Source organism: Pseudomonas sp. MLB6B, assembly GCF_054508135.1.
Map to the genome: position 1 here is coordinate 2,197,277 of NZ_CP199313.1, position 18,222 is coordinate 2,215,498.

Below are 18,222 nucleotides of genomic sequence, written 5' to 3' on the forward strand. Positions count from 1 at the left end.
GCGATTTTTGGCAGCCATCGCCCGTTTTTCCTCTCCAAGGAGTGTTGCATGACGTTTTCCTTCATCGCCAAGGCGGGTGTCCTGCTGGTGTTCTTCGCCAGCGTGCTGTACGTGCACCTGCGCGGCAAGGCGCGTTTGCCGGTACTGCGCCAGTTCGTCAACCATTCGGCGCTGTTCGCGCCGTACAACGCGTTGATGTACTTGTTCTCCGGCGTGCCGTCCAAGCCCTACCTGGACCGCCAGCGCTTTCCCGAGCTGGACGTGCTCAAGGACAACTGGCAGGAAATCCGCGTCGAGGCCATGCGCCTGTTCGACGAGGGCTACATCCGCGCCGCCGAAAAAGACAACGACGCAGGCTTCGGCTCGTTCTTCAAGAAAGGCTGGAAGCGTTTCTACCTGAAGTGGTACGACAAGCCGCTGCCGTCGGCCGAGGCGCTGTGCCCGCGCACCGTCGAGCTGGTCAGCAGCATTCCCAACGTCAAGGGCGCGATGTTCGCCCTGCTGCCCGGCGGCAGCCACCTCAACCCGCACCGCGATCCGTTCGCCGGTTCCCTGCGCTACCACCTGGGGCTGTCCACGCCCAACTCGGATAACTGCCGCATCTACGTCGACGGCCAAGCCTATGCCTGGCGCGACGGCGAAGACGTGATGTTCGACGAGACCTACGTGCACTGGGTGAAGAACGAAACCGACATGACCCGGGTGATCCTGTTCTGCGACGTCGAGCGCCCGCTCACCAGCCCGTTGATGACCCGCCTCAACCGCAAGGTCAGCGCCTTCCTGGGCCGCGCCACCGCACCGCAGAACACCGACGACGAGCGCGTCGGCGGCATCAACCAGGCCTATGCCTGGAGCAAGCGTTTCAGCAACCGGTTCAGCGCCCAGGTGAAGCAGTTCAAGCGCGCCAACCCCAAGGCCTACCGCATTCTGCGGCCGATCCTGGCGGTGCTGGTGGCGTACTTGCTGTATCGCTGGTTGTTCTGATCGATCGGTCTTGATCGACCGGGTCCGATCGATCCTTCCTGTTCTACCACGCTAGCCGGGCGGCAATCCGTCCGGCAGCGCATGACGCAACGCCCCTTCCTCGAAATCCAGCACGCCGATCTCGCGTTGTACCAATAGAAAGTACAGCAGCGGGTCGATGCTGACCTGCGCCGGCACATGGATCGCCAACAGGCGCGTGGAGCGCTCCAGCTCGCAAGGGCAGGCGAAGGCTTGCAGCGCGGTCTGCATGTCGTCCAGCGCTTCGCCTGCCTTGACCCGGACCCGCAGCATGGAGCCGCCGATGGCGTGCAGTACTTCGTCCACCCACAGCACCTGGCCTTCGCGGCGTACGCTGACCAGGTCGCCTGGGGCGATGTCGTAGGCATGGAACGGCAGGCTGTCGATCCGGTACACATCGTTCAGGCAGTGTGCCCACAGCCCTTCCACCGACGACGTGGGGTAGCCGTTGGCATCGTGCGGCAGGCGCACCAGCACTTTGTAGAAGCCTGGATCGGCGTGCTCGCTCATGCTTGGGCCAGGCGTCTGGCCCGCGCCGGGCGCAGCACCAGCCACAGGGCGATGGCGATCAGCACGCCGCCGTACAGGTGGCCGAGCGACAGCGGCTCGTCCAGCAGCCACGCGCCCCACAGCACGCCGAACACCGGAATGAGGAAGGTCACGGTGCTGGCCTTGACCGGGCCAATCTCGCCCAGCAGGCGGAAATACAGCACATAGGCGAAGGCCGTGCACACCAGGCCCAGGCCCAATAGCGAACCCCAGACTTGCCAGCCGCCCCAGCTGGCGGGGGGCCGTGTGGCGATGCTCCAGACGAAGGCCGGGGTCAGCAGCAGGGTGGCACCGAGCATGCTGCCCAGGGCCGACAGGCGACTGTCCAAGGCGCCGACCCAACGCCGCGCCAGGTACCCGGCGAAGCCATAGCAGGTGGTCGCCGCCAGGCAGGCGAGGGCGCCTTGCAGCAAGGTCGCGTCCAGCGCCACCGGCCCTGCGCCGCTGAGCACGCCGACGCCGAGCAGGCCCAGCACGATGCCGCACAGTTTGGCGGGGGTCATGGCTTCCTGGAAGAACAGTGCGCCGATCAGCACGCCCATCAGCGGCGTAGTGGCATTGAAGATCGCCGAATAGCCGGCCGGCAGCACTTGCGCAGCCACCGCGTAGAAGGTCGCCGGAATGCCGGAGTTGATCATGCCCAACAGCAGGCAGGCCTTGAGCTTGCCCTGGAAGTGCCAGCCAGCGGGCGAGGCGGCGACGATGGCGATCAGGCCCAGGCAGGCGATCGACACGCGAAAGAACGCCGTAGGCAGGGCGCCGAGTTCCGGCGCGATGATGCGCATGAACAAAAAGCTCGCCCCCCAGACGGCGGCGAGCATGAGCAGGCGAACAAGAGCGATGGCGGGCAAAACGAACTCCGGGGAATAGGGGCGCAAGCTAGCCACCCCTGGCATCTAGGCTTACTGCGCGTTGAGCGCCTGGCCGTTCACGGCCTTGCTGTCTGGCCCCATCAGGTACAGGTACACCGGCATGATCTCTTCGGGCAGCGGGTTGTTCTGCGGGTTTTCGCTGGGGTAGGCCTGGGCGCGCATGCTGGTGCGCGTACCGCCTGGGTTGATGCTGTTGGAACGCACAGGAGCCACGCCTTCGAGTTCGTCGGCCAGGGTCTGCATCAGACCCTCGGTGGCGAACTTCGACACGCCATAGGCGCCCCAGTAAGCCCGGCCCACACGCCCCACGCTGCTTGAAGTGAACACCACCGACGCGTCCTGGGACAGCTTGAGCAGCGGCAGCAGGGTGCTGGTGAGCATGAAGGTGGCGTTGACGTTGACGTGCATCACCCGCATGAAGTGGTCGCCCGACAACTGCTCCAAAGGCGTGCGCGGGCCGATGATCGAGGCGTTGTTGAGCAGGCCGTCGAGGCGCCCGAACTGCTTCTCGATCATGACCGCCAGCTCGTCGTACTGGTGCGGCAGTGCGGTTTCCAGGTTGAACGGAATGACCACCGCTTCGGGGTGGCCGGCCGCCTGGATCTGGTCGTAGACCTCGTTCAGGTTGGCCTCGGTCTTGCCCAGCAGCAGCACGGTGGCACCCAGCGCCGCATAGGCCTTGGCGGCCGCGGCGCCGATGCCGCGCCCGGCGCCGGTGACCAGGATCACGCGGTCTTTGAGCAGCTCGGGGCGGGCGGTGTAGTCGAACATGGCGGGTGTCCTTGCAATCGGGTGAACGTGAAGGGGCTCAGCAGCCGCACAGGGCGCTGTCGAGCACCTTGCGCAGCTCCAGCGGATGGTCCACCACCACGTCGGCGCCCCAGTGGTTGGGGTTGTCGTCGGGGTGGATGTAGCCGTAGCGCACCGCAGCGGTACGGGTACCGGCATCGCGGCCGGACTCGATGTCGCGCAGATCGTCGCCGACGAACAAGACGCTGGCCGGGTCCAGATCGAGGGTGGCGCAGGCCAGGGTCAGCGGCTCGGGGTCGGGCTTGCTGCGTTTGACGTGGTCCGGGCAGATCAACAGGGCAGAGCGTTCGGCCAGGCCCAGGCGCTGCATGATCGGTTCGGCGAAGCGCAGAGGCTTGTTGGTCACCACGCCCCACAGCAGGTTGCCTTTCTCGATGTCGTCGAGCAGGGCCTCCATGCCATCGAACAGGCGACTGTGCACCGCGCAATCGCGCTGGTAGCGCTCGAGAAACTCAAGACGCAGCGGCTCGAAGGTCGGATCGTCCGGTTCGATGCCGAAGGTCGTGCAGACCATCGCCCGCGCGCCGCCGGAGATCACGTCACGCACCACTTTATCGGCCACCGGCGGCAAACCGCGGTCGGCGAGCATGGCCTGGCTGATGGCGATGAAGTCGGGCGCGGTGTCCAGCAGGGTGCCGTCCATGTCGAAGAGTACCGCTCGCAAACGCATGCTCATTCCTCGCGCAGGGTCTGGATCATGTAGTTGACGTCCACGTCGCTGCTGAGCTTGTAGTGCTTGGTCAGCGGGTTGTAGGTCAGGCCGATGATGTCCTTGACCTCGAGCCCTGCGCTGCGGCCCCAGGCGCCCAGCTCGGACGGACGGATGAATTTCTTGAAGTCGTGGGTGCCGCGCGGCAGCATCTTGAGGATGTACTCGGCGCCGACGATGGCCAGCAGATAGGCCTTGGGGTTGCGGTTGATGGTCGAGAAGAACACCTGGCCGCCGGGCTTGACCAGGCGTTTGCAGGCCTCGATCACCGACGACGGGTCGGGCACGTGCTCGAGCATTTCCAGGCAGGTGACCACGTCGAATTGCCCCGGCTGCTCGGCGGCCAGGGCCTCGGCGGTGATCTGCCGGTATTCGACCTGCACGCCCGACTCGAGCTGATGCAGGCGCGCCACCGACAACGGCGCCTCGCCCATGTCGATGCCGGTCACGCTGGCGCCGCGCAGGGCCATGGCTTCGCTGAGGATGCCGCCGCCGCAACCGACGTCGAGCACCTTCTTGCCGGCCAGGCTCACGCGTTCGTCGATCCAGTTGACGCGCAGCGGGTTGATGTCGTGCAGTGGCTTGAACTCGCTCTCGCGGTCCCACCAGCGGTGGGCCAGGGCTTCGAACTTGGCGATTTCGGCGCGATCGACGTTGCTCATGGAAAGGGTCCTCGGAAGAGCTTCATTAATAAGGGTGGCCAACGGCGGTGGTCATGGGCGTTCCGCGCGCATGCGCTCGCCCCAGGTGCGCGCCATGGCGGCCAGGGCGTCGGCGTCCATGCGCGTCAGGCGGCGGTCGTCGAGCAGTTGTTCGCCTTCGACCCACACATGGCGTACACAATCCCGGCCAGTGGCATAAATAAGTTGCGAAACCGGATCGTGCACCGGTTGTTGGGCAAGGCCCGAGAGGTCGAAGGCCACCAGGTCTGCGGCCTTGCCGGTTTCCAGCGAGCCGACGCAGGCCTCCATGCCCAAGGCACGCGCGCCATTGAGCGTGGCCATGCGCAGCGCGCGGTGGGCGTCCAGGGCGCTGGCCGAACCGGCGACGGCCTTGGCCAGCAGCGCGGCGGTGCGGGTTTCGCCGAGCAGGTCGAGGTCGTTGTTGCTGGCCGCACCGTCGGTGCCGACCGCCACGTTGACGCCCGCCTGCCACAGCCGCTCCACCGGGCAGAAACCGCTGGCCAGCTTCAGGTTGGATTCTGGGCAATGCACCACGCTGGTATTGCTTTCCACCAGCAGCGCCAGGTCGTCGTCGTTGACCTGGGTCATGTGCACCGCCTGCATGCGTGGGCCCAGCAGGCCCAGGCGCGACAGCCGCGCCAAGGGGCGTTCGCCGTGCTCTTCGACGGCCTGCTCGACTTCGCGGGCGGTCTCGTGCACGTGCATCTGCAAGGGTGCATCGAGCTGGTCGGCGATGACGCGGATCTTTTCCAGGTTGGCGTCGCTGACCGTGTACGGCGCATGCGGGCCCAGGGCGATGTTGATGCGCGGGTGGTGGCGCAGGTCGCCGAACAGCTCGATGGCCTGGTGCAGGCCGTCTTCGGGGGTGCGCGCGCCGGGGATGGCGAAGTCCAGCAAGGGCACGGCGATCTGCGCGCGCATGCCACTGCGGTGCACGCGGTCGCAAGCTTCGCGGGGGAAGAAGTACATGTCGGCGAAACAGGTGACGCCGCCCTGCAGTTGCTCGGCGATGGCCAGGTCCGTGCCGTCGCGTACGAAGGCTTCGTCGACCCAGCGGCTTTCCGCCGGCCAAATGTGCTGTTCGAGCCAGGTCATCAGTGGCAGGTCGTCGGCAAAGCCGCGCAACAGGCTCATGGCGGCATGGCCGTGGGCGTTGATCAGCCCGGGAGCGAGCAGGCAGTCGGGCAGTTCGCGCACCTCAGCGGCCACCGGCGCCCGATGGCGCGGGCCGATCCAGGCGATCAGGCCGTCGCGCACGCCCAACGCATGCTCGGTGAGCACGACACCCGCAGGTTCGACCGGTACCAGCCATTGCGGAACGAGCAGCAGATCGACGGGGGGTACGGCGCTGGGCATGCAGGGTGTACCTGGTTCTAGGCGAAGCGCGCAGTATACCGCAATGGCAGAGGGTTGAGCTTCCCGCGCAGGCCGCAGCGCGAGGCGGCTCGACGGTTTCCCGAGCACCCCTGGAAACAGCTCGGTATACTCCGCCGTTTTTCACAGGCGAACGGCGGGGAAAGGCAATGCGCGAGCGACTCTTGGCGGCAGAGAAGGTGGTCAGCATCCGCTGGCGCGACGGCGCGCTGCACCTGCTCGACCAGCGCCTGTTGCCCGCGCAGGAGCAGTGGTTGGCGTGCACCGAGGTGGCGCAGGTGGTGTCGGCGATCCAGGGCATGGCCGTGCGCGGCGCCCAGGCCATCGGCATCAGCGCGGCCTACGGCCTGGTGCTGGCGATGCGCGAGCGCTTGGCCGAGGGCGACGATTGGGAGCAGGCGCTGGAGGAAGATTTCCTGGCCCTAGCCGAATCGCGGCCCACCATCGCCAACCTGTTCTGGGCGCTCAACCGCATGCGCGAGCGCTGGCTGCGCGTGCGCCCTGGCGAAGACCCGGTCGCCGCCCTGCTGGCCGAAGCCGTAGCCATCCACGACAGTGACCGTGAAGCCAACCTGACCATGGCCCAGCACGGCGTCGAGCTGATCCGCCGGCACCAGGGCAGCGAGCAGATCTTCTTCACCCACGGCAATGCCGGCGCCCTGGCCTGTGGCGGTATCGGCACCGCCCTGGGGGTGATCCGCGCGGCGCAGCTTGAAGGTATGGTCGAGCGGGTGTATGCCGACGAAACCCGACCCTGGTTGCACGGCTCGCGCCTGACCGCCTGGGAGCTGGCCAACGAAGGCGTGGCCGTGACCCTGTGCGCCGATTCCGCCGCCGCGCACCTGATGAAGACCAAGGGCATCACCTGGGTCATCGTCGGCGCCGACTGCATCGCCGCCAACGGCGACGTCGCGGGCAAGCTCGGCACCTACCAGCTGGCCGTCGCCGCCATGCACCACGGCGTGCGTTTCATGGTGGTGGCGCCCAGCACCAGCATCGACCTGAACCTGGAAAGCGGCGAAGACATCCCGCTGGAAGAGCGCTATCCCGACGGGTTGCTGGAGGCGCCGGGCGAGCGCATGGCGGCGGTCGAGGTGGTCAACCCGGTGTTCGATGTGACGCCGGCCGACCTGATCGATGCCATCGTCACCGAGCGCGGGGTCATCGAGCGCCCCGACACGGCCAAGATCGCACAGCTGGTATGCCGCAAACGTCTGCACTGACGCACCGGCAGGGGCGGGTGGCGCTGCGCGGACGGCAGGCTTCGCATGCCTGGCGCATCTCCCATCGCCCCGGTCGTTGTGGTAACATCCGGCAGTTTCCAAGGCGGCCCATGTCGGCCGTCCTCATTGCGCAGATCCATGTCACAACTCATTGATTTGTCGTAAGTCGTCGCACCCTTGTGCGTTGCGGCGGCGAGCTTCGTTCGTCCCAGGTGGGATTTGACGGAGTTTCACCAGAAAAAGGAATCAGGCTTCTCATGGGCGAACTGGCCAAAGAAATCCTCCCGGTCAATATCGAAGACGAACTGAGACAGTCTTACCTCGACTACGCGATGAGCGTGATTGTCGGGCGAGCGCTGCCCGATGCGCGTGACGGCTTGAAGCCCGTGCATCGCCGCGTTCTGTTTGCGATGAGCGAGCTGGGCAACGACTGGAACAAACCGTACAAGAAATCCGCCCGTGTGGTCGGTGACGTCATCGGTAAGTACCACCCCCACGGCGACACCGCCGTGTACGACACCATCGTGCGCATGGCCCAGCCATTCTCGCTGCGCTACCTGCTGGTCGACGGCCAGGGCAACTTCGGTTCGGTCGACGGCGACAACGCCGCAGCCATGCGATACACCGAAGTGCGCATGTCCAAGCTGGCCCACGAGCTGCTGGCCGACCTGCACAAGGAAACCGTCGACTGGGTGCCCAACTACGACGGCACCGAGCAGATCCCGGCGGTCATGCCCACGCGCATCCCCAATCTGTTGGTCAACGGCTCCAGCGGCATCGCCGTGGGCATGGCCACCAACATTCCGCCGCACAACCTGGGCGAAGTCATCGACGGCTGCCTGGCGCTGATCGACAATTCCGAGATCACGGTCGATGAGCTGATGCAGTTCATCCCGGGTCCGGACTTCCCCACCGCAGGGCAGATCAACGGTCGCCAGGGCATCATCGAGGCCTACCGCACCGGTCGCGGGCGCATCTACATGCGCGCACGCTCCAGCTTCGAAGACATCGACAAGGTCGGTGGCCGTCAGCAGATCGTCATCACCGAGCTGCCCTACCAGCTGAACAAGGCGCGTCTGATCGAGAAGATCGCCGAGCTGGTCAAGGAGAAGAAGCTCGAAGGCATCACCGAGCTGCGCGACGAGTCCGACAAGGACGGCATGCGCATCGTCATCGAGCTGCGTCGCGGCGAGGTGCCGGAGGTGGTGCTCAACAACCTCTACTCGCAGACCCAGCTGCAAAGCGTGTTCGGCATCAACATCGTCGCCCTGATCGACGGCCGTCCGCGCCTGCTCAACCTCAAGGACCTGCTCGAAGCCTTCGTCCGCCACCGCCGTGAAGTGGTGACCCGGCGTACCGTCTTCGAGCTGCGCAAGGCCCGCGAGCGCGGCCACATCCTCGAAGGCCAGGCGGTCGCGCTGTCCAACATCGATCCGGTGATCGCGCTGATCAAGGCCTCGCCGACCCCGTCGGAAGCCAAGGAAGCGCTGGTCTCCACGCCGTGGGAATCCTCGGCCGTGCAGGTCATGGTCGAGCGTGCCGGCGCCGAGTCGTGCCGCCCCGAAGACCTGCCCGAGCAGTACGGCCTGCACGAAGGCAAGTACTGGCTGTCGCCGGAACAGGCCCAGGCCATCCTCGACCTGCGCCTGCACCGCCTGACCGGCCTGGAGCACGAGAAGCTGCTGGCCGAGTACCAGGAGATCCTCGCCCAGATCGGCGAGCTGATCCGCATCCTCAGCAGCGCCCAGCGCCTGATGGAAGTGATCCGCGAAGAGCTCGAGGCCATCCGCGCCGAATACGGCGACGTGCGCCGCACGGAAATCCTCGACGCCCGCCACGACCTCAACTACGGCGACATGATCCCGGAAGAAGAGCGCGTGGTGACCATCTCCCACGGTGGCTACGCCAAGACCCAACCGCTCACCGCCTATCAGGCCCAGCGCCGTGGCGGCAAGGGCAAGTCGGCGACCGGCGTGAAGGACGAGGACTACATCGAGCATCTGCTGGTCGCCAACAGCCATGCCACCCTGTTGCTGTTCTCCAGTAAGGGCAAGGTGTACTGGCTCAAGACCTACGACATCCCCGAAGCCTCGCGCGCCGCGCGCGGCCGGCCGATGGTCAACCTGCTGCCGCTCGAAGAGGGTGAGCGCATCACCGCGATGCTGCAGATCGACCTCGAGGCCCTGCAACAGCAGGCCGACCCGGACGAAGAGCTGGAAGAGGGCGACGACACCGTGCTCGAAGGCGAAGTCATCGAGCCCGAAGAAGTCGACGAAGAAGACGGCGACACCGCCGAACTGGTGGCCGAGCCGACTGGCGCGTTCATCTTCATGGCCACCGCCCTCGGTACGGTCAAGAAGACGCCCCTGGCCCAGTTCGCCCGTCCGCGCAGCAGCGGCCTGATCGCCGTCAAGCTCAAGGAAGGCGACACCCTGATCGCTGCAGCCATCACTGACGGTGCTAAAGAAGTCATGATGTTCTCCAGCGCCGGCAAGGTGATCCGCTTCGCCGAAGGCGTGGTGCGGCAGATGGGCCGTAGCGCCCGTGGCGTGCGCGGTATGCGCCTGCCGAAAGGGCATGAAGTCATTTCGATGCTGATCCCCGAGTCCGGCGCGCAGATTCTCACCGCCTCCGAGCGCGGCTTCGGCAAGCGCACCCCGCTGTCCAAGTTCCCGCGTCGCGGCCGCGGTGGCCAGGGCGTCATCGCCATGGGCACCAAAGGGCGCAACGGCAACCTCATCGGCGCTATTCAGGTACACGAAGGCGAGGAAATCATGCTCATCTCCGACCAGGGCACCCTGGTGCGTACCCGCGTCGGCGAAGTGTCGAGCCTGAGCCGCAACACCCAGGGCGTGACCCTCATCAAGCTGGCCAGCGACGAGACCCTGGTGGGCCTGGAGCGCATCCAGGAGCCTTCCGAAGACTTGGACGAGCTGATCGAGCTGGACGAAGAAGGGCTCGAGCCATCGGCGCCCGAGGGCCAGGACGAAGACGGCCAGGCGGCTGCCGAAGAGCCCGGCCAGGAATAACGTGTAGCAAACCCGACGGGGCGACAAAGGTCGCCCCGTTGACTGACCAGAGCAGAGCGAGAGTGGATGTGAGCAAACGAGCCTTTAACTTCTGCGCAGGCCCTGCTGCGCTTCCTGACGCCGTCCTGCAGCGTGCCCAGTCGGAAATGCTCGACTGGCATGGCAAAGGCCTGTCGGTGATGGAGATGAGCCACCGCAGCGACGACTACGTCGCCATCGCGGAAAAGGCCGAGCAAGACCTGCGCGATCTGCTGTCCATCCCCTCGAACTACAAGGTGCTGTTCCTTCAGGGCGGCGCCAGCCAGCAATTCGCCGAAATTCCACTGAACCTGCTGCCGGAGAACGGCACGGCAGATTACGTTGAAACCGGCATCTGGTCGAAAAAAGCCATCGACGAAGCGCGCCGCTTCGGCAACGTCAACGTCGCGGCCACTGCCAAGCCCTACGATTACCTGGCCATCCCCGGCCAGAACGAGTGGCAGCTGACGCCCGATGCGGCCTACGTGCACTACGCCTCCAACGAAACCATCGGCGGCCTGCAGTTCGACTGGGTGCCGGCGACCGGCGACGTGCCGCTGGTGGTCGACATGTCGTCCGACATCCTCTCCCGTGCGATCGACGTGTCGCAGTACGGCCTGATCTATGCCGGCGCGCAGAAGAACATCGGCCCTAGCGGCCTGGTCGTGGTGATCGTGCGTGAAGACCTGCTCGGCCGTGCCCGCAGCAGCTGCCCGACCATGCTCGACTACAAGATATCGGCCGACAACGGCTCGATGTACAACACCCCGGCCACCTATGCCTGGTACCTCTCGGGTCTGGTCTTCGAGTGGCTGAAGGAGCAGGGCGGCGTCCAGGCCATGGAGCAGCGCAACCGGGCCAAGAAAGACCGCCTGTACGGCTTCATCGACACCAGCGCGTTCTACAGCAACCCCATCGCCCACAACGCCCGTTCCTGGATGAACGTTCCGTTCCGCCTGGCCGACGAGCGTCTGGACAAGGCCTTCCTGGCCGGCGCCGACGCCCGTGGCCTGCTCAACCTCAAGGGCCATCGTTCGGTGGGCGGCATGCGCGCTTCGATCTACAACGCCCTGGGCCTGGAAGCGGTCGAGGCGCTGGTGGCCTACATGGCCGAGTTCGAGAAGGAGCACGCCTGATGTCCGAGCACGAACTCAAGGCGCTGCGGGTGCGCATCGACAGCCTCGACGAAAAGATCCTCGAGCTGATCAGCGACCGCGCCCGCTGTGCCCAGGAAGTCGCCCGGGTCAAGACCGCCAGCCTCGCCGAGGGCGAGCAGCCGGTGTTCTACCGTCCCGAGCGCGAGGCGGCGGTGCTCAAGCGCGTGATGGAGCGCAATCCTGGGCCACTGGGTAACGAAGAAATGGCCCGGCTGTTCCGTGAAATCATGTCCTCCTGCCTGGCCTTGGAAGAACCGCTGAAAGTGGCCTACCTCGGCCCAGAAGGCACCTTCACCCAGGCCGCGGCCATGAAGCACTTCGGTCACGCGGTGATTAGCCGACCCATGGCGGCCATCGACGAGGTGTTCCGCGAAGTGGCCGCCGGTGCGGTCAACTTCGGGGTGGTGCCGGTGGAAAACTCCACCGAAGGCGCCGTCAGCCATACCCTCGACAGCTTCCTCGAACACGACATGGTCATCTGCGGCGAAGTCGAGCTGCGCATCCACCATCACCTGCTGGTGGGCGAGAACACCAAGACCGACAGCATCACGCGCATCTACTCCCATGCCCAGTCCCTGGCCCAGTGCCGCAAATGGCTGGACGCGCATTACCCGAACGTCGAGCGCATCGCCGTGTCGAGCAACGCCGAAGCGGCCAAGCGCGTCAAGGGCGAATGGAACTCTGCGGCGATCGCCGGTGAGATGGCGGCCAACCTGTACGGGCTGAGCCGTCTGGCCGAAAAGATCGAGGACCGCCCGGACAACTCCACGCGCTTCTTGATGATCGGCAACCAGGAAGTGCCGCCGACCGGCGACGACAAGACTTCGATCATCGTCTCCATGAGCAACAAGCCCGGCGCGCTGCACGAACTGCTGGTGCCGTTCCACGAGAACGGCATCGACCTGACGCGCATCGAGACGCGCCCTTCGCGCAGCGGCAAGTGGACGTACGTGTTCTTCATCGATTTCGTCGGCCACCACCGCGATCCGCTGATCAAGGCCGTGCTGGAAACCATCAGCCAAGAGGCGGTGGGCTTGAAGGTGCTGGGCTCTTATCCGAAGGCCGTGCTGTGAAAGCGCAGGGCCGGCCCATGAGCGCCGGCCAGCAAGGGGCCTCGATGGCCGTACGGAACAGGATGTGCACGCGTGGTTGAAGTGGTAGTGAAAGCAGCGGACCCGATCGTCGGTCGGTTGGTCGTCGTCGGCCTCGGCCTGATCGGTGGCTCGTTCGCCAAAGGTTTGCGCGAAAGCGGCGTATGCCGGGAAGTGGTGGGTGTCGATCTCGACGCCGAGTCACGTCGTCAGGCGGTCGCTTTGGGCGTGGTGGATCGCTGCGAAGCCGATCTGGCGCTGGCCTGCGTCGGTGCCGACGTGATCCAGTTGGCGGTGCCGATCCTGGCCATGGAAAAGGTGCTGGCCGTGCTGGCTACGCTTGACCTGGGCCGGGCGGTGATCACCGACGTCGGCAGCGCCAAGGGCAACGTGGTGCGCGAAGCGCAGCGGGTCTTGGGCGAGCGCCTGGCGCGTTTCGTGCCGGGCCACCCCATCGCCGGCTCCGAGCAGAGCGGCGTGGAGGCGTCGAACGCGGCGCTGTTCCGCCGCCACAAGGTCATCCTCACGCCCCTGGCGAACACCGAGCATGATGCCCTGCAGGTGGTCGATCGGCTATGGCGCGTGCTGGAGGCGGACGTCGAGCACATGACCGTGGAACGCCACGACGAAGTGCTGGCGGCCACCAGCCATTTGCCGCATCTGCTGGCGTTCGGTCTGGTCGATTCGTTGGCCAAACGGAATGAAAACCTGGAGATCTTCCGCTATGCGGCAGGCGGTTTCCGTGATTTCACCCGGATCGCAGGCAGCGATCCGATCATGTGGCACGACATCTTCCTCGCCAACCGCGAGGCCGTCCTGCGCACATTGGACACATTTCGCAGCGATCTCGACGCCTTGCGCGACGCGGTCGATGCTGGGGATGGGCACCAGCTGCTGGGTGTATTCACCCGCGCCAAGGTCGCCCGCGAACATTTCAGTACAATCCTGGCCCGCCGGGCCTATGTGGACGCTATGAACGCCAACGACCTGATCTTCCTGGCCCAACCGGGTGGCCGCCTGTCCGGGCGTATCCGCGTACCGGGCGACAAATCCATTTCCCACCGCTCGATCATGCTCGGCTCGCTGGCCGAAGGCACGACCGAGGTCGAAGGCTTCCTCGAGGGCGAAGACGCCTTGGCGACGCTGCAGGCCTTCCGTGACATGGGCGTAGTCATCGAAGGCCCGCACCATGGCCGCGTGACCATCCACGGCGTCGGCCTGCACGGTCTCAAGCCGCCGCCCGGGCCGATCTATCTGGGCAACTCCGGCACCTCCATGCGCCTGCTGTCCGGGCTGCTGGCCGCCCAGCCGTTTGACGTGACCATGACCGGCGACGCCTCGCTGTCCAAGCGTCCGATGAACCGTGTGGCCAACCCGTTGCGCGAGATGGGTGCAGTGGTCGAGACCGGCCCGGAGGGGCGTCCGCCACTGACCATTCGCGGCGGGCAAACCCTCAAGGCGCTGGACTACACGCTGCCGATGGCCAGCGCGCAGGTCAAATCCTGCCTGCTGCTGGCCGGCTTGTATGCACAGGGCCGCACCACCGTCACCGAACCTGCGCCGACCCGCGACCACACCGAGCGCATGCTGCGCGGCTTCGGCTATGCGGTGGACTCGAACGGCCCGGTGGCCTCGCTGACTTCCGGCGGCACGCTGCGCGCGACCCGCATCGAAGTGCCGGCCGACATCTCCTCGGCGGCCTTCTTCCTGGTGGCGGCTTCCATCGCCGAAGGCTCGGAGCTGGTTCTCGAGCATGTCGGCATCAACCCGACCCGAACGGGCGTGATCGACATCCTGCGCCTGATGGGCGGTGACATCGCCCTGGAAAACCAGCGCGAAGTCGGCGGCGAGCCGGTGGCCGACCTGCGCGTGCGCGGCGTCAAGCTCAAGGGTATCGAGATTCCTGAAGAGCTGGTGCCGCTGGCCATCGACGAATTCCCGGTGCTGTTCGTGGCGGCGGCCTGCGCCGAAGGACGCACGGTGCTGCGCGGCGCCGAAGAACTGCGGGTCAAGGAATCGGATCGCATCCAGGTGATGGCCGATGGCTTGATCGCTCTGGGCGTCAAGTGCGAACCCACGCCGGACGGCATCGTCATCGAAGGCGGCAGCATCGGCGGTGGCGAAGTGCACGGCCACGGCGACCACCGCATCGCCATGGCCTTCAGCGTCGCTTCGCTGCGCGCCACTGCGCCGATCCGCATCCACGATTGTGCCAACGTCGCTACGTCGTTCCCCAACTTCCTCAGTCTGTGCGCCGAAGTCGGCATCCGCGTGGCGGAAGAGGGCAAGTCGTGATCGCCCCGGTCATCACCATCGACGGCCCGAGCGGTTCGGGCAAGGGCACGGTAGCCGGTTTGCTGGCGCGCGAGCTGGGTTGGCGGCTGCTCGACTCGGGCGCGCTGTACCGTCTGCTCGCATTCAACGCGTCCAACCATGGCGTCGACCTGACCAACGAGGAGTCGCTCAAGATTCTGGCGGCCCACTTGGACGTGCAGTTCGTGGCGGCCCAGCCGGGCGGGCTGCAGCAGATCATTCTCGAGGGCGAAGACGTCAGTGGCGTCATCCGCACCGAAACGGTCGCCGCCGGCGCTTCGGCGGTGGCTTCGCTACCGGCCGTGCGCGATGCGCTGTTGCAGCGCCAGCGGGCGTTCCGCGAGCTGCCGGGGCTGATCGCCGATGGTCGGGACATGGGCACGGTGGTGTTCCCCGATGCGCCGCTGAAGATTTTCCTCACGGCCAGTGCCGAGGAACGGGCGCGCCGTCGTTACCTGCAGTTGAAGGGCAAGAACGAAGCTGTTAGTCTGTCGAGTCTGCTAGATGAGATACGGGCACGCGACGAGCGTGACACCCAGCGTGCAGTGGCCCCGCTCAAGCCGGCGGCCGATGCCATACAGCTGGACTCTACCGAGTTGTCCATCGACCAGGTGCTGCAACGTATCAGAAGCGAGATCGCGCTACGCGATCTGGCCTGATCACCAGGAAAGCCGTCAGGTGCACCAGTCATCGTCCTGCCGGTTTTTCTTTATCTAAACGAAACCCACATTGTCTGGAGTGTGGCGATGGGCGTCTGTTTCGCCCAAATCTACAGGAATGAAAATGAGCGAAAGCTTTGCAGAACTCTTTGAAGAAAGCCTGAAAACCCTCAATCTTCAGCCGGGTGCAATCATCACCGGTATCGTTGTCGACATCGACGGCGACTGGGTTACCGTTCACGCTGGCCTGAAGTCCGAGGGCGTCATCCCGCTCGAGCAGTTCTTCAACGAAGCTGGCGAGCTGACCATCAAGGTCGGTGACGAAGTTCACGTTGCGCTGGACGCGGTCGAAGACGGCTTTGGCGAAACCAAGCTGTCCCGTGAAAAAGCCAAGCGCGCCGAGTGCTGGATTGTTCTGGAAGCTGCTTTCGCTGCCGAAGAAGTGGTCAAGGGCGTTATCAACGGTAAGGTTAAAGGCGGCTTCACTGTCGACGTTAACGGCATCCGTGCGTTCCTGCCGGGCTCCCTGGTCGATGTCCGCCCAGTGCGCGACACCACCCACCTCGAAGGCAAAGAGCTGGAATTCAAGGTCATCAAGCTGGACCAGAAGCGCAACAACGTTGTCGTTTCCCGTCGCAGCGTCCTGGAAGCCGAGAACAGTGCAGAGCGCGAAGCGCTGCTGGAATCGCTGCAGGAAGGCCAGCAGGTCAAGGGTATCGTCAAGAACCTCACCGACTACGGCGCCTTCGTGGACCTGGGCGGCGTCGACGGCCTGCTGCACATCACCGACATGGCCTGGAAGCGCATCAAGCATCCTTCCGAGATCGTCAACGTTGGTGACGAGATCGACGTCAAAGTCCTGAAGTACGACCGTGAGCGCAACCGCGTTTCGCTGGGTCTGAAACAGCTGGGCGAAGATCCATGGGTCGCTATCAAAGCGCGCTACCCAGAAAGCACCCGCGTGACCGCGCGTGTCACCAACCTGACCGACTACGGCTGCTTCGCTGAGCTGGAAGAAGGCGTCGAAGGTCTGGTACACGTTTCGGAAATGGACTGGACCAACAAGAACATCCACCCGTCGAAAGTCGTTCAGGTTGGCGACGAAGTGGAAGTCATGGTTCTGGACATCGACGAAGAGCGTCGTCGTATCTCCCTGGGCATCAAGCAGTGCAAGTCGAACCCATGGGAAGACTTCTCTGGCCAGTTCAACAAGGGCGACAAGATCTCCGGCACCATCAAGTCGATCACCGATTTCGGTATCTTCATCGGTCTGGAAGGCGGCATCGACGGTCTGGTTCACCTGTCCGACATCTCCTGGAACGAAGCCGGCGAAGAAGCCGTGCGTCGCTTCAAGAAGGGCGACGAGCTGGAAACCGTCATCCTGTCGGTTGACCCAGAGCGCGAGCGCATCTCCCTGGGCATCAAGCAGATGGAAGACGATCCGTTCTCCAACTTCGTTGCTGTCAACGACAAGGGCGCTATCGTCAAAGGTATCGTCAAGGAAGTTGACGCCAAAGGCGCTATCGTGACCCTGGGCGACGACATCGAAGCTTCCCTGAAAGCCTCCGAAATCAGCCGTGACCGCGTTGAAGACGCGCGCAACGTTCTGAAAGAAGGCGAAGAGATCGAAGCCAAGATCATCAGCGTCGACCGCAAGTCCCGCGTCATCAGCCTGTCCATCAAATCGAAGGACGATGCTGAAGAGCGCGAAGCGATCCAGAGCCTGAAAGCCGCTCCGGAAGCCGCTGCCGATACCACCATGGCTGCGCTGCTGCGCGAAGCGATGGCTAAACAGAACTAAGTTCTGTTCGGTACGAAAAAAGGGTGACTTCGGTCACCCTTTTTTTGGTCCATGTTTTGTCCGCACTCGATCTTTATTACCAATATGGCATTGAAGGGCGAACCTTTGGTTATCGATTCGGGTCTGTTTGCAGGCGCTCGCAACGCTGTTCTTGAAATTTTCACTCAAGTCAAGAAGCGGTCTGTTCAAATCCGGCCGAGCGTGCTACAACCTGAGTAAGCAATGATCTAGCTGCTTGATAACGAAGGGAAAAACATGACGAAGTCGGAGCTGATCGAACGTATTGTTACCCACCAGGGGCTGCTCTCGCCTCGGGATGTGGAGCTTGCAATCAAGACCATGCTTGAGCAAATGTCGCAATGCCTGGCCACTGGGGATCGTATCGAGATCCGTGGTTTTGGCAGCTTTTCTCTGCACTATCGCTCCGCGCGAGTAGGGCGTAATCCCAAGACCGGGCAGTCGGTCAGCCTTGACGGCAAGTTCGTCCCGCATTTCAAGCCGGGCAAAGAACTACGGGACCGAGTCAACGAAGATGAGCACGAGGCGCAAGCCCTGAGTGCCGCAAGGAATGCCTGATGCGTAATCTCAAACGTGCCCTGGTGGCAGTGCTGGTGTTGTTGCTGGCAGCGATCGTGTTGTTCTTCGTGCTCGAGAACCAGCATGAAGTGTCGCTGGGCTTGTTTGGCTGGGTATCTCCGGCCATGCCGGTGGCCGTACCGGTCCTGGCCGCGCTAATCGTCGGCTTGGCTATCGGTCCATTGCTGGGCAGTTATGCCGTGCTGCGCACGCGCCGACGCATTCGTCTGCAAGCCCGTGAAGCCGCGCTCGCCGGAAAGTAAGAAAACGCCTACGCAATTAAGAATGGGGTCTGATTTCAATTGGATCCCCTTCCTGCCCTAATACCGCGCCCTGTCTTAGCGGAGCGCGAACTG

Annotated in this window: 16 protein-coding genes; 10 read left to right on the forward strand and 6 right to left on the reverse strand. The window is 64.5% G+C overall.

Features of this window, described 5'->3' with window-relative positions; genetic code table 11:
* Positions 1-48: 48 nt before the first annotated feature.
* Positions 49-984, forward strand: a complete 936-nt coding sequence (locus ACSMEV_RS09695; protein ID WP_459208196.1) for an aspartyl/asparaginyl beta-hydroxylase domain-containing protein — start codon at positions 49-51, stop codon at positions 982-984.
* Positions 985-1,035: 51 nt separating this feature from the next.
* Here ACSMEV_RS09695 and ACSMEV_RS09700 read toward each other — a convergent pair whose 3' ends face one another.
* The 6 genes from ACSMEV_RS09700 to ACSMEV_RS09725 are packed head-to-tail and all read right to left on the reverse strand — an operon-like array spanning position 1,036 to position 5,981.
* Positions 1,036-1,512 carry a DUF4265 domain-containing protein gene (locus ACSMEV_RS09700; RefSeq protein WP_459208197.1) on the reverse strand — a complete coding sequence of 159 codons (477 nt, stop codon included), beginning with the start codon at positions 1,510-1,512 and terminating at the stop codon, positions 1,036-1,038.
* Positions 1,509-2,402: a DMT family transporter gene (locus ACSMEV_RS09705; protein WP_459208319.1), complete on the reverse strand. Its 894-nt coding sequence runs from the start codon at positions 2,400-2,402 to the stop codon at positions 1,509-1,511. Before ACSMEV_RS09705 ends, ACSMEV_RS09700 begins: the two co-directional genes overlap by 4 nt.
* Positions 2,403-2,453: 51 nt before the next feature.
* Positions 2,454-3,194: a YciK family oxidoreductase gene (locus tag ACSMEV_RS09710; RefSeq protein ID WP_459208198.1), complete on the reverse strand. Its 741-nt coding sequence runs from the start codon at positions 3,192-3,194 to the stop codon at positions 2,454-2,456.
* A gap of 37 nt (positions 3,195-3,231) precedes the next feature.
* Positions 3,232-3,903 (reverse strand): N-acetylmuramic acid 6-phosphate phosphatase MupP, encoded by a 672-nt coding sequence (mupP, locus tag ACSMEV_RS09715; protein WP_459208199.1) that lies wholly within the window; start codon positions 3,901-3,903, stop codon positions 3,232-3,234.
* Between the two features lie 2 nt (positions 3,904-3,905).
* A complete protein-coding gene (gene ubiG, locus ACSMEV_RS09720; RefSeq protein ID WP_314490307.1) occupies positions 3,906-4,604 on the reverse strand; it encodes a bifunctional 2-polyprenyl-6-hydroxyphenol methylase/3-demethylubiquinol 3-O-methyltransferase UbiG in 699 nt (232 codons plus the stop codon).
* 51 nt (positions 4,605-4,655) lie between these two features.
* Positions 4,656-5,981 carry a TRZ/ATZ family hydrolase gene (locus ACSMEV_RS09725; protein ID WP_459208200.1) on the reverse strand — a complete coding sequence of 442 codons (1,326 nt, stop codon included), beginning with the start codon at positions 5,979-5,981 and terminating at the stop codon, positions 4,656-4,658.
* A gap of 167 nt (positions 5,982-6,148) precedes the next feature.
* Between ACSMEV_RS09725 and mtnA the strand changes: the two genes are divergently transcribed.
* The 9 genes from mtnA to ACSMEV_RS09770 all read left to right on the forward strand — a co-directional run bounded on the left by mtnA (position 6,149) and on the right by ACSMEV_RS09770 (position 18,129).
* Positions 6,149-7,222 (forward strand): S-methyl-5-thioribose-1-phosphate isomerase, encoded by a 1,074-nt coding sequence (gene mtnA / locus ACSMEV_RS09730; protein ID WP_459208201.1) that lies wholly within the window; start codon positions 6,149-6,151, stop codon positions 7,220-7,222.
* A 257-nt stretch (positions 7,223-7,479) separates the two neighbouring features.
* Positions 7,480-10,251 carry a DNA gyrase subunit A gene (gene gyrA, locus ACSMEV_RS09735; RefSeq protein ID WP_459208202.1) on the forward strand — a complete coding sequence of 924 codons (2,772 nt, stop codon included), beginning with the start codon at positions 7,480-7,482 and terminating at the stop codon, positions 10,249-10,251.
* A gap of 68 nt (positions 10,252-10,319) precedes the next feature.
* Positions 10,320-11,405: a 3-phosphoserine/phosphohydroxythreonine transaminase gene (gene serC / locus ACSMEV_RS09740; protein WP_459208203.1), complete on the forward strand. Its 1,086-nt coding sequence runs from the start codon at positions 10,320-10,322 to the stop codon at positions 11,403-11,405.
* Positions 11,405-12,499 carry a prephenate dehydratase gene (gene pheA / locus ACSMEV_RS09745; RefSeq protein ID WP_313740163.1) on the forward strand — a complete coding sequence of 365 codons (1,095 nt, stop codon included), beginning with the start codon at positions 11,405-11,407 and terminating at the stop codon, positions 12,497-12,499. Before serC ends, pheA begins: the two co-directional genes overlap by 1 nt.
* Before the next feature lie 72 nt (positions 12,500-12,571).
* Entirely contained in the window at positions 12,572-14,812 is a 2,241-nt protein-coding gene (locus ACSMEV_RS09750; protein WP_459208204.1) for a bifunctional prephenate dehydrogenase/3-phosphoshikimate 1-carboxyvinyltransferase, read from the forward strand.
* The gene (cmk, locus tag ACSMEV_RS09755; RefSeq protein ID WP_314490592.1) at positions 14,812-15,489 is read left to right on the forward strand and encodes a (d)CMP kinase; all 678 of its coding nucleotides are present in this window, start codon (positions 14,812-14,814) and stop codon (positions 15,487-15,489) included. Before ACSMEV_RS09750 ends, cmk begins: the two co-directional genes overlap by 1 nt.
* Before the next feature lie 124 nt (positions 15,490-15,613).
* Complete coding sequence (gene rpsA / locus ACSMEV_RS09760; protein ID WP_296265350.1) at positions 15,614-17,290, forward strand: 30S ribosomal protein S1; 1,677 nt, start codon at positions 15,614-15,616, stop codon at positions 17,288-17,290.
* 255 nt (positions 17,291-17,545) lie between these two features.
* Positions 17,546-17,866 (forward strand): integration host factor subunit beta, encoded by a 321-nt coding sequence (gene ihfB, locus ACSMEV_RS09765; RefSeq protein ID WP_459208205.1) that lies wholly within the window; start codon positions 17,546-17,548, stop codon positions 17,864-17,866.
* Positions 17,866-18,129: a lipopolysaccharide assembly protein LapA domain-containing protein gene (locus ACSMEV_RS09770; RefSeq protein WP_459208206.1), complete on the forward strand. Its 264-nt coding sequence runs from the start codon at positions 17,866-17,868 to the stop codon at positions 18,127-18,129. Before ihfB ends, ACSMEV_RS09770 begins: the two co-directional genes overlap by 1 nt.
* Positions 18,130-18,222: the final 93 nt, after the last annotated feature.